This window comes from Brevundimonas sp. TWP2-3-4b1, from assembly GCF_049897665.1.
Lineage (GTDB): Bacteria > Pseudomonadota > Alphaproteobacteria > Caulobacterales > Caulobacteraceae > Brevundimonas > Brevundimonas subvibrioides_B.
Genome location: NZ_JAFCWQ010000006.1, coordinates 29,163 through 40,074 on the forward strand (window position 1 = coordinate 29,163; position 10,912 = coordinate 40,074).

The window sequence follows — 10,912 nt, forward strand, 5'->3', positions numbered from 1 at the left end:
GCAGGTCGTGCGACCGCCTGGCGAATCCCCTGACCTGACCGACCCCGGCCCGCCCCTGTGGGAACAGGCGGCGGCCATCGTCGTGATCATGATGCTGACCCAGGCCTTCATCGGCCCGGTCTTCGCCCCCACACAGGTGGAGACGCCGATCCTGCGTCTCGTCTGGCTGCCGGTCTATGCCGTCATCGCGGGCCTGATCGCCCTGCGTCCGGCGGTCCTCGTGCGCGCCTGGCCGGCGTGGCTGATCCTGGCGCTGCTGGTGCTTCAGGCCTTCGCCTCGAAATGGTGGTCCATCGATCCGGGCGTGACCCAGAGGCGGGTCATCGCCATGGCCATCTCCAGCGCCTTCGCCATCTATCTCGGTGTCGCCTTCACCGGCCGCCACCTGCCGCGCATGCTGATGCTGGCCTCGCTGATTATGGGGCTGGGCAGTCTCGTCATGGTCTTCGCCAACCCGACCATCGGCGTGCACCAGATCGAGAACGCCGGCCTGTGGCGCGGCCTCTGGTACGAGAAGAACCAGATGGGGCTGGTCATGTCGGCCGGGGCCGTGGCCGCCGCCGCCTGTCTCGCCTCTGCGGATCCGCGAAGACTGCTGCCCGCCATCACCCTGGCCATCACCACGCTTCTGGTGCTGGCGACCCAGTCCAAGACCTCCCTCCTCTGCCTGATGCTCGGCGTCGGAGCGGTCGGAGGCCTATGGGCCATGAAGCGCGGCGGCGCGGCCTTCTCCATCGTCGCCGTCTGGTTCGGCGTAGTCCTGACGGCGGGCGGGGCCTACGTCTTCATCACCGACCCGGCTATGGTGCTTCAGGCGCTGGGCAAGGACCCGTCCCTGACCGGCCGGACCGACATCTGGGCCGCCCTGATGCGCGAGGTCGCCGAACGGCCGTGGACAGGCTTCGGCTACCAGGCCTTCTGGGGCAAGGATTCGGTGCCCGCCGCCTTCATCCGCGCCGAGACCCAGTGGCCCGTGCCGTCGGCGCACAACGGCTGGATCGATCTGCTGATCCAGCTCGGCTGGCCGGGCGCGATCACGGTCGGCATCACCGTCGCCATCGCTACGGTCGTCACCGTCTTCCGCATCCCGGGCTCGGGCGCCCGCGAAGGCTATTGGGCCGTCGGCTATCTGCTCGTCTTCCTCCTGCTGAGCCTGTCGGAGAGCGTGCTGCTCAGTCACGCCAACCTGCCCTGGACCCTGCTGCTGGCCATCCTGGCGCGCGCCCTGGCGTTCGAGCCCGATCGCGTCCGCGCGCCGCTTGCTACGGCGAGGTCACGGGCCTACCAGACGGCTCCCCGAATCGCCGCACACTCCGCCAATGCCCGCGTCCACCGTCCCGTCCCTGTTCGATGACATGCCCGAAGCGCCGAAGCTGGCGGCCGCGGAACGCGCACCCGCGCCCGCCCCGGAACCGGCCCTGAAGCTGCAGGCCGCAGCGCCTGCGCAGGCCGTCCAGGCTCACGTCCCCGGCAGCTACTCCGCCTCGTCGATCGAGGTGCTGGAAGGGCTGGAGCCCGTCCGCAAACGCCCCGGCATGTATATCGGCGGCACCGACGAGCGCGCCCTGCACCACCTGTTCGCCGAAGTCCTCGACAACGCGATGGACGAGGCGGTCGCCAAGCACGCCAAGATCATCAAGGTCGATCTCGACGCGGACGGCGTCCTGTCGGTGTTCGACGACGGACGGGGCATCCCGGTCGATCCCCACCCGAAACATCCGGGCAAATCGGCCCTGGAAGTGGTCATGACCGTCCTCCATTCTGGCGGCAAGTTCTCGGGCAAGGCTTATGAAACCTCAGGCGGTTTGCACGGCGTCGGCGTCTCGGTCGTCAACGCCCTGTCCGATATTCTCGACGTCACCGTCTGGCGCGACGGCTTCGAGTGGAAACAGTCCTTCTCGCGCGGCATCCCGCTGGGCCCGATCCAGCAGCTGCAGCCGTCGAAGAAGAAGGGCACCCTGATCCGCTTCCATCCGGACCCGGAAATCTTCGGCGTCGGCGCGGCCTTCAAGCCTGCCCGCCTGTTCCGCATGGCCCGGTCCAAGGCCTATCTGTTCCGCGGCGTGGAGATCAAATGGACCTGCGCGCCCGAACGGATCATCGACGCGACGCCAGAGACGGCCACCTTCCATTTCCCCAACGGTCTGGCCGACGCCCTGGCCGAACGGATCGGCGAGCTGGACACGGTCACCCCGGCCTTCTCGGGCCGCGTCGAACGCAAGGGCGAGACCGGCGCCGTCGAATGGGCCGTGACCTGGTCGCCGATCGGCTTCGGCGAGGCCGACGGCTTCGTCCAGTCCTACTGCAACACCGTCTCGACCCCCGACGGCGGCACCCATGAGGCCGGCCTGCGCGCCGCCCTGGTCCGGGGCCTGAAATCCTACGGCGAACTGACCAACGAAAAGCGCGCGACCCAGATCACGGCCGAGGACGTCGTCGCCAACGCCGGCGCCCTGATCAGCGTCTTCATCAGGAACCCCGAGTTCCAGGGCCAGACCAAGGACCGCCTGTCCTCCGCCGAGGGCCAGCGTTTGGTCGAGGCCCTGATGCGCGACCCGCTGGACCACTGGCTGACCGAGAACCCGAAACAGGCCAACATCCTGCTCGGCTTCATCATCGAGCGCGCCGAGGACCGGTTGCGCCGTCGCAAGGACAAGGAGGTCCAGCGCGCCCAGGCCACCCGCAAGCTGCGGCTGCCCGGCAAGCTGTCGGACTGCAGCCGCCAGTCCGCCAACGGCACCGAACTGTTCATCGTCGAGGGCGATTCGGCCGGCGGCTCGGCCAAACAGGCGCGCGACCGCCAGACCCAGGCCATCCTGCCCCTGCGCGGCAAGATCCTGAACGTCGCCTCGGCCACCGCCGACAAGCTGCGACAGAACATCGAACTGTCGGACCTCACGCTCGCGCTCGGCGTCACCCCCGGCCCGCGTTTCGACATCGACACCCTGCGCTACGAGCGGGTGGTGATCATGACCGACGCCGACGTCGACGGCGCCCATATCGCGGCGCTTCTGATCACCTTCTTCTATCGCTCGATGCCCGAGGTGATCCGCCAGGGCCGCCTCTTCATGGCCCTGCCCCCCCTCTACCGGATCAGCGCCGGTCCCTTGAGCGAGTACGCCCGCGACGACGCCCACCGCGACGAGCTGATCGCCACCGTCTTCAAGGGCAAGAAGACCGAGATCGGCCGGTTCAAGGGTCTCGGCGAGATGATGGCCTCCCAGCTCAAGGAGACCACCATGGATCCGAAGAAGCGCACCCTCGCCCGCGTCACCGTCCCGGAATCCGAGGACGACATCGAGGACCTGGTCGAGCGCCTGATGGGCAAGAAGGCCGACGCCCGCTTCCGCTTCATTCAGGACAACGCGCAATTCGCGCAGGCGGATCTCGACGTCTAGAGCAGGATCGGCTGAGGAGGAATCGCTTCGCGATTCCGCTGATGCCGTGAATCCTGCTCCAGATAATAGCGAGAGCCTGATTCACGCTTTCGACAGAAGCGCGAAGCGCTTCCGTCTCAAACGATCAGGCTCTAAGCGACGGCCACGCGCGGCGTCAGGCCCGCCAGCTTGAGCTTCAGCTGGCCGCGCAGGAACCACAGCGCTACCAGGCAGTGGATCGCCACCGACGTCGCCGATAGCCACCAGATGTATTCAAGCTTGGCCCAAGGCTGCCCCGACAGCCAGATTGCCGGGATCGCGAAGGTCGCCAGTCGGCTGAAGCTCCCCCACAGCGCCGGCCGCGTGTCGCCCAGCGCCTGGAAAGTCCCGGACGCCACGAAGATCAGCCCCGTCGCCAGGAAGTTGATCGAGGCGATCCTCAGGAACATGGCCCCTACATCGATGACCGCCGGATCATGGGCGAAGACCGCGATCATGGCGTGCGGCCAGACCTGACAGACCAGCGTCAGCACCAGCATCAACCCCGACGACAACACCGTCGCGTCCCGCACCGTTCGCCGGACCCGATCCGCGCGGCCGGCCCCGAAGTTCTGGCCCGCGACCGGGGCGACGGCGAAGGACACCGCCATGGCCGGCAGGAAGATCGACTGCATCACCCGCGCGCCGACGCCGTAGCCGGCCTGGGCCTCGCTGCCGAACTGGCGGATGACGCCGTAGACGACGGCGGTGATGACGAACGTCAACAGGAACTCGCCGGCGGTCGGCAGGCCGATGCCGACGATCCGGCGACACACGCTCCAGTCCGGCCGAGGCAGTTTCAGCGGATGTGCAATCAGGGTCTGGGACCGGCCGAACACGAACAGCATGCCCAGAAAGCCGAACAGGGCCGCGATCGAACTGGCCAGACCGGCGCCGAACACGCCCAGCGGAACCCCCGTGCCCCAGCCCGCGATCAGCACAGGAGCCAGCGCCGCGTTCAGCAGCACCGAGGCCGTCTGCAGCAACATGGTCGGCCGCGCCACGCCCGCTGCCCGCAGCGCCGATCCCATGGCGTTGGTCGGGAAGCTCAAGGCCAGGGCCGGCAGGAAGCCGAACAGATAGGCCTTGCCCATGGCCGTCGTCTCCGCGTCCGCCGCGATCGTCGCCAGCGCCGGCTCGGCCAGCAGATAGCCGACGATCAGGGTCAGGGCGCCGAGCCCGAGCGACAGGATCATCGCCTGACGATAGACCCCCTCCGCAGCGGCGAAATCCCTGGCCCCGATCGACCGCGCGATCAGCGACAGGGCGCCGACGCCCACCATCTGCGCCAACGCGAGACTGAGGAAGAAGGCGTTCCCCGCCAGACCGACGCCGGCGATGGCCGCCGCGCCCAGTCCGGCGACGAAATACAGGTCGACGATGAAATACAGGGTCTGGAACACCAGACCGATGCCGATGAACCCGGCCATCCCCACCAGTTTCCCGGTGATGGACCCCTGAGTCAGATCCTGTTGCATCGCCATTCTCCCCCAAGATCCGATCGAACTCGGATTCGCGGGATTGGATTTACCCGGACGAAATAGTGACGTCAATATTGCCCGGACTTTATTATTTGTCTCTCCGAGGGAGGACCCGCGGGTGTCCTATCGCCCCGGCTGCAGGACGTTGGTCACCCGACGGCCCAGCGGATCGCGCGACACCCAACTCTGACCCAGGCTGGCCTCGATCAACGGAGAACAGAAGCGCGAGATCATCATGAACGAGGGCCGGATGCCATTCAGACAGATGCGCTCGCCCTCGACGCGCCAGCGGGCCGCCAGCCGGCGACCGTCGGAGAACTCAGCAGAATAGGAGCCGTCCTGATTGAACCAGTGCTTGACCCAGCCGCCGTCCGGATAGCGCGACAGGACGGTGTTGCCGAAGGTCTCGTCGATCTCGGCCGAGGCCGTGATCGGGGCCATCACGGCCGCCGCCAGCGCCAAGGCGCCGATCCATTTCCTCATGCCCTACCCTCACGCGGCATTCCAATCGCGAGGTCGATTATTACCTTTCGTTCACGAATTGCCAAGCGGCGCCGTGGCCCGCGAATACTTGACTCTGGCGAGGGGGCTTCTATATCCGGCCGACGTTCGGGACAGGACTGGCTTACTGCGCCACCCGCTCGCCCAAGAGACAGGGTGGTTCCGCGTATTCCCCGCCTCGCCACCGATGGCGCGGCCCTCCTCGATCGATCCGTCTCGCATCGGTCGAACAGTCCCAACCCGGCGCCCCTGGCGACCGGGCCTTAGTCCTAAGGACGCATGACCGAATTCTCCCAGCTGGGCCTCTCGCCCACGACCCTGCAAGCCGTCATCGACACCGGCTATACGATCGCCACCCCGATCCAGGCCCAGGCCATTCCTGTCGCCCTCGCCGGCCGCGACGTTCTCGGCATCGCCCAGACCGGCACCGGCAAGACCGCCGCATTCACCCTTCCCCTCATCGAACGCCTGTCCAAGGGACGCGCGCGGGCCCGCATGCCCCGCGCCCTCGTCCTGGCCCCGACCCGCGAGCTGGCCGACCAGGTCGCGATGAGCTTCGAGAAATACGCCAAGGGCACCAAGCTTTCGTGGGTGCTGCTGATCGGCGGCGTCTCCATGGGCGACCAGGTCGCGGCCCTGAACAAGGGCGTCGATGTCCTGATCGCCACGCCCGGCCGCCTGCTCGACCTGTTCGAACGCGGCAAGATGATGCTGAACGGCGTCGAGCTCATGGTCGTCGACGAAGCCGACCGGATGCTCGACATGGGCTTCATCCCCGACATCGAGCGCATCTTCAAACTGACGCCGCCTAAGCGCCAGACCCTGTTCTTCTCGGCCACCATGCCGCCCGAGATCACCCGTCTGACCCAGGCCTTCCTGAAGGACCCGACCCGGATCGAGGCCTCGCGCCCCGCCATGACGGCCGAGACCATCACCCAGTATCTGGTCCGCATCCCGTCGGCGGATCCCAAGGCCAAGCGCGCGGCGCTGCGGGCCCTGATGGAGCGGGCGGACGTCAAGAACGGCATCGTCTTCTGCAACCGGAAGTCCGAAGTCGACGTCGTCGCCAAGTCGCTGAAGCAGCACGGTTTCGACGCCGCCCCGATCCACGGCGACCTGGATCAGTCGCTGCGCACCAGGACCCTGGCGGACTTCCGGTCCGGAGCGCTGAAGATCCTTGTCGCGTCCGACGTCGCCGCGCGCGGACTGGACATTCCCGACGTCAGCCACGTCTTCAACTACGACGTCTCGCACCACGCCGACGACTACGTCCACCGCATCGGCCGCACCGGCCGCGCGGGCAAGACGGGTCAGGCGTTCATGATCGTGACCCCGGCCGACGACAAGTCGCTCGACAAGGTCATGAAGCTGATCAAGATGCAGCCTGAAGAACTGGTGCTGGATATCGACTGGTCCAACCTGGGCGGCGCTCGCCGGTCGGAAGGTCGCCCGGCGGCGGCTCGTCCCGCCGAGCGCGCGGAAGGCCGTCCCGCCCGGGGCCGCAGCCGTGGCGAACGCCCGGCGCCCGAGCCCGTGGCCGAGGTCGCTGAAGCGGCTCCCGCCTCCGCGCCCGCAGCAGCTTCGCCCGAAGGTGAAACCGCACCGCCCGCCCGCCGTACCCGCAGCCGCCGCTCCAGCAAGCCCGTCGAAGCTGCTCAGGCCGAGATCGCACCCGCCGAAGTGGTCGCGGCGCCCGTCGTGACGGAAGATGCCGCCAGGCCCGTCGCCGCCGCCGAACCCCGCCTGCGTCAGGCCGATCGCCGTCCCGGCGGCCGGACCGAAGGCGATGCGCCGCCGGCCCGCGAAGGCGCCGGTTTCGGGGGAGACATCCCTGCGTTTCTGCGCCGCTCGATTTCTCGTAAAGGTTGATTTCTGAGCCGGGTTCGGCGATTTGACGGCCTCGCTTAACCCGGTGTTACGGAACGCCAGCCTAGAGTTCCGCCCGTAGAGCGCTAGAAAAGAACGGCGGTCGGGAAAACAGAATGTCCACACAGGTGCAGACCACGCTCCGGGGGCCAGAAGCCTTCTGCCTCGCCCGCAAGGCGGTCGAGGAGATGGAGCGTGCCGGCGTGTGGCCGACCCCGCTGAATTTTGAGCTGTGGCTTCACTACCTCGGCGATCCCGACGGCGCGCTCGGCCAGGAGATGCTGCGTCTCCTCGCCGTCGGCGATGCCTTCACCGAGGGCACGGCCGAGATGCTCGCCGCCGAATACCTGCCCCGCGGCCGCCTCTCGGAGGAAATCCGAGACGCCGGCGCCGTGCTGAACCGCGAACTGTCGACCGTCTCGGAGGCCATCGCCAAGGCCCAGCGGTCGCAGGCTGCCTATGGCGAGACCCTGGCCGGAGCCTCCGCCCATCTGGAAGGCGCATCCGAGCCAACCGTCCTGCTCGGCGTCGTGTCCAAACTGACCTCGGCGACGACCCAGGTCCAGGCCGAGAACGCCACCCTCGAAAAGCGTCTGGAGAGCTCCACCAAGGAAGTCGCCCGTCTGCGCGAACATCTGGAACAGGTCCGCCGCGACGCCATGACGGACGCGCTCACAAACCTGGCCAACCGCAAGGCCTTCGACGAGGAACTGCTGCGGGCCTGTGACGAGGCCGAAAAGAAGCGTCAGACGCTCAGCCTCGCCGTCATCGACATCGACCACTTCAAGCGGTTCAACGACACCTGGGGCCACCAGACCGGCGACCAGGTCCTTCGCTACGTCGCCAGCGTCATTGGCCGCGTCTCCAAGGCGCCCCGCGTCGCCGCCCGCTACGGCGGCGAAGAGTTCGCCATCATCTTCCCGTCGGAAAGCGCCTCCATCGTCGAGGCTGTGCTAAACACGATGCGCGAGGAGGTCGGCACCCGGGCGCTGCGCCGTCGCTCGACCAATGACGAACTCGGCGCCGTGACCGTCTCGGCCGGCGTCGCCCAGCGTCGCCCCGGCGAGACCGGCTCCTCCCTGCTCGACCGCGCCGACGAGGCCCTCTACGCCTCCAAACGCACCGGCCGGAACAAGGTCACCAACGGCGAGCGGCTGGAACAGGCGGCCTGATCGATCCGATCAAGGTCGGGCGCCAATCTGGTCAACCTGATCACCACACTCTGGCAGGCTGATCGCATGCGAAACCTTGCGTTCAACATCGCCTACTGGTTCCTGTCGATCGGCTACGGCCTGACGGCCGCCTTCGCCGCGCTCGCCCCCGGCCGGACCGCCGCCACCTGGGTGATCCGCCGCTATGTGAAGCGCATGGTTCAGGCGATGCGGATCCTTGCCGGAATCCGGATCGAGGTGCGCGGCCGCGAACGTCTGCCCGCCGGCGCCTTCATCATCGCCTCGAAACATCAGAGCTGGGGCGACGGCTTCGCCACCTATGACCAGTTCGATGACCTCGCCTTCGTCACCGGCGACCACCTGGAGAAATTCCCGCTGCTGGGCACGGTGCTCAACAAGCTCGGCGCCATCGTCGTCAACAACTGCGGCGGCCGGGAAGCGCGCGACTCCCTGAAACAGAGCGGCGCCACCGCCCATGCCGAGGGCCGCAAGATCCTGATCTATCCAGAGGGCAATCTGGCGAAGATCGGCGAGAAGTTCCGCTATCGCTCCGGCGTCTGGCACCTGTACCGCGACTTCGACATGCCGGTCGTGCCCCTGGCGTCGAACCTCGGCCTGTTCTGGCCGCAGGAGGCCTATGAGAAACACCCGGGCACGGCGACCCTGGAGTTCCTCGACCCCATTCCGACGGGTTTGGGCAAGGACGAGTTCCTCACGCGCCTCGAAGCCATGGTCGAGAACCGCACCGCTGAACTGATCGCAGAGGCGCGTGGAGGGCCCGTGATCCAGAACGTTCGCGTGCTTGCCCCCGACGAAGCCGCCCGCGCTGCCAAGGCGGCCGCTACGGCCTAGGCTTGGCCTTGCGTGGCTTCTTCGCCGCCGCCTTGCGCAGCGCCGAGTCGATCGACCGGCGCGCCCAGTCGACGGCCTCGTCCGGGTCGTCGAGCGCCGTCTCGGGCAACGACCAGTAGGCCATGCTCATCGTCTCACCGCCGTTGGTCGGATAGGTGAACTGGCGCGACCCGGCCGCCTGCAACAGCGGTGCGTTGATCTCGTCGGCCTTCAGCCAGACCGTCCCGTCATCCAGCAGGGCGAAGATCAGGCCGTGGGCGTAGACGGCCCCGGCACCGAACATCCGCTTGATCTCGATCTGGCCCAGGGCCGCGAAATGCTCCCGCATCCATTCGCCGAAATCAGGGTCGTAGGACATCCGGTCAGGCCGCTATCGAGTCTCGCCGGCGGAGGAGACGGTCGAGCCGGCCAATCAGGGCTCCAATGCCCGCGCCGCAGGCCGCGCCCACTGCGACGGCCGATATCCATTGGATCGGCGTCCAGTCGGCACCGCCGAACAAGTCGTTAGCGGTGAACGCGAGTGCACCGACGAACGCTGTCGCCAGGCTCATGCCTGCCACCGACAGACGCCTCGAGCGAGCACGCGGAAGGAAGTCCAGGACGAAGCTCGCCATGGCGCCGGCCAGCACGCTCGCGGCGAAGGTCAGGGCGGAGGCCTCACCGTCTTTTCCGATCCAGTGCATCAGGGCGATCAGACCGGCGATGAGAAGCCCGGTCACGACAGCCCGGAGCGCTCGGGGGCCGAGAGAGGGGTGCGGCGCCAGACTGTGAGCATGCGGTCTCATCAGATGATGATGACCTCAACTCAGAGAGCTCGTCAAGCCGCCGGCACAACCGCCCCGTCGTACTTCCGGGCGATGAAATCCTTGACCGCCTGGCTGCGCAGGGCCCGCGCCAGGGCCTGGATTCGTGGGTCGTTCTGATTGTCCGGCCGGGCGACCAGATAGTTCACATAAGGGCTGTCGCCGCCCTCCAGCGCCAGGGCGTCGGTCTTCGGCTTCAGTCCGGCGTCCAGCGCATAGTTGGTGTTGATCACCGCGAGGTCGACCTGGTCCAGCACGCGCGGCAAGGTCGCCGATTCAAGCTCGCGAAAACGCAGGTTCCCCGGATTTTCGGCGATGTCCCGCACGCTCTGAAGCGGGTTGGTCGGGTCTTTCAGGCGGATCAGCCCCGCTGACTGCAGAAGGATCAGGGCGCGCCCGATCGAGGACGCATCGTTCGGGACCGCCACATCGGCCCCGTTCGGCAGTTCGGCCAGCGTCTTGAAACGGCGCGAGTAGGCTCCAAGCGGCTCGACATGCACGCCCGCCACGGTGATCAGATCAGCACCCCGGGCGGCGTTGAACTCGTCGAGATAGGGTTTGGTCTGGAAATAGTTGGCATCAATGCGGCGCTCGGCCAGCTGGGTGTTCGGCTGAACATAGTCGTTGAAGACCTTGATCTCGATCGGGAACCCTTCGGCCGCCAGCGTCGGCTTGATGAACTCCAGGATCTCGGCGTGCGGGACGGCCGTCGCGCCCACGATCAGCGGCGCCGATCCGTCGGCGGCCTTCTCCGTCCCCTGCCCGCAGGCAGCGAGGGCCAGCGCGGCGGCGGCGAGGATCAGGGAGCGTCGAAGCATAGG

10 protein-coding genes are annotated in these 10,912 nt (G+C 67.4%); 5 read left to right on the forward strand and 5 right to left on the reverse strand.

Translation table 11 applies throughout. From position 1 onward, the window contains the following. Positions 1 to 7 precede the first annotated feature (7 nt). Positions 8 to 1,354 carry an O-antigen ligase family protein gene (locus ACP7A5_RS06430; RefSeq protein ID WP_426041136.1) on the forward strand — a complete coding sequence of 449 codons (1,347 nt, stop codon included), beginning with the start codon at positions 8 to 10 and terminating at the stop codon, positions 1,352 to 1,354. Further along, the gene (gene parE / locus ACP7A5_RS06435; RefSeq protein ID WP_426041137.1) at positions 1,320 to 3,398 is read left to right on the forward strand and encodes a DNA topoisomerase IV subunit B; all 2,079 of its coding nucleotides are present in this window, start codon (positions 1,320 to 1,322) and stop codon (positions 3,396 to 3,398) included. Before ACP7A5_RS06430 ends, parE begins: the two co-directional genes overlap by 35 nt. 131 nt (positions 3,399 to 3,529) lie before the next feature. Here parE and ACP7A5_RS06440 read toward each other — a convergent pair whose 3' ends face one another. Both ACP7A5_RS06440 and ACP7A5_RS06445 read right to left on the reverse strand, forming a co-directional pair. Then, entirely contained in the window at positions 3,530 to 4,894 is a 1,365-nt protein-coding gene (locus ACP7A5_RS06440; protein WP_426041138.1) for an MATE family efflux transporter, read from the reverse strand. Positions 4,895 to 5,020: 126 nt separating this feature from the next. Beyond that, positions 5,021 to 5,380, reverse strand: coding sequence for a hypothetical protein (locus ACP7A5_RS06445; RefSeq protein WP_426035465.1), 360 nt, complete (start codon positions 5,378 to 5,380; stop codon positions 5,021 to 5,023). A gap of 297 nt (positions 5,381 to 5,677) precedes the next feature. On the opposite strand from ACP7A5_RS06445, the gene ACP7A5_RS06450 reads away from it, so the two are divergent. The 3 genes from ACP7A5_RS06450 (at position 5,678) to ACP7A5_RS06460 (ending at position 9,288) form a co-directional block, all read left to right on the forward strand. Then, positions 5,678 to 7,267, forward strand: a complete 1,590-nt coding sequence (locus ACP7A5_RS06450; protein ID WP_426041139.1) for a DEAD/DEAH box helicase — start codon at positions 5,678 to 5,680, stop codon at positions 7,265 to 7,267. Positions 7,268 to 7,380: 113 nt separating this feature from the next. Then, positions 7,381 to 8,436 carry a diguanylate cyclase gene (locus tag ACP7A5_RS06455; RefSeq protein WP_426041140.1) on the forward strand — a complete coding sequence of 352 codons (1,056 nt, stop codon included), beginning with the start codon at positions 7,381 to 7,383 and terminating at the stop codon, positions 8,434 to 8,436. Between the two features lie 66 nt (positions 8,437 to 8,502). Continuing rightward, the gene (locus tag ACP7A5_RS06460; RefSeq protein WP_426041141.1) at positions 8,503 to 9,288 is read left to right on the forward strand and encodes a lysophospholipid acyltransferase family protein; all 786 of its coding nucleotides are present in this window, start codon (positions 8,503 to 8,505) and stop codon (positions 9,286 to 9,288) included. On the opposite strand, the gene ACP7A5_RS06465 is transcribed toward ACP7A5_RS06460, so the two are convergent. The 3 genes from ACP7A5_RS06465 to ACP7A5_RS06475 all read right to left on the reverse strand — a co-directional run bounded on the left by ACP7A5_RS06465 (position 9,278) and on the right by ACP7A5_RS06475 (position 10,909). After that, a complete protein-coding gene (locus tag ACP7A5_RS06465) occupies positions 9,278 to 9,646 on the reverse strand; it encodes a TfoX/Sxy family protein (RefSeq protein ID WP_426041142.1) in 369 nt (122 codons plus the stop codon). The two genes, ACP7A5_RS06460 and ACP7A5_RS06465, sit on opposite strands and share 11 nt — an antisense overlap. Positions 9,647 to 9,650: 4 nt before the next feature. Continuing rightward, on the reverse strand, positions 9,651 to 10,007 hold the full coding sequence (locus ACP7A5_RS06470) for a hypothetical protein (protein ID WP_426041143.1): 357 nt from the start codon (positions 10,005 to 10,007) through the stop codon (positions 9,651 to 9,653). Positions 10,008 to 10,105: 98 nt separating this feature from the next. Beyond that, the gene (locus tag ACP7A5_RS06475; RefSeq protein WP_426041144.1) at positions 10,106 to 10,909 is read right to left on the reverse strand and encodes a MetQ/NlpA family ABC transporter substrate-binding protein; all 804 of its coding nucleotides are present in this window, start codon (positions 10,907 to 10,909) and stop codon (positions 10,106 to 10,108) included. Positions 10,910 to 10,912 lie beyond the last annotated feature (3 nt).

Bases quoted from the DNA above. Each gene is read 5' to 3' on its own strand.
- parE (WP_426041137.1), top strand. From the start codon at position 1,320: ATGCCCGCGTCCACCGTCCCGTCCCTGTTCGATGACATGCCCGAAGCG.
- ACP7A5_RS06440 (WP_426041138.1), bottom strand. From the start codon at position 4,894: ATGCAACAGGATCTGACTCAGGGGTCCATCACCGGGAAACTGGTGGGG.
- ACP7A5_RS06445 (WP_426035465.1), bottom strand. From the start codon at position 5,380: ATGAGGAAATGGATCGGCGCCTTGGCGCTGGCGGCGGCCGTGATGGCC.
- ACP7A5_RS06450 (WP_426041139.1), top strand. From the start codon at position 5,678: ATGACCGAATTCTCCCAGCTGGGCCTCTCGCCCACGACCCTGCAAGCC.
- ACP7A5_RS06455 (WP_426041140.1), top strand. From the start codon at position 7,381: ATGTCCACACAGGTGCAGACCACGCTCCGGGGGCCAGAAGCCTTCTGC.
- ACP7A5_RS06460 (WP_426041141.1), top strand. From the start codon at position 8,503: ATGCGAAACCTTGCGTTCAACATCGCCTACTGGTTCCTGTCGATCGGC.
- ACP7A5_RS06465 (WP_426041142.1), bottom strand. From the start codon at position 9,646: ATGTCCTACGACCCTGATTTCGGCGAATGGATGCGGGAGCATTTCGCG.
- ACP7A5_RS06475 (WP_426041144.1), bottom strand. From the start codon at position 10,909: ATGCTTCGACGCTCCCTGATCCTCGCCGCCGCCGCGCTGGCCCTCGCT.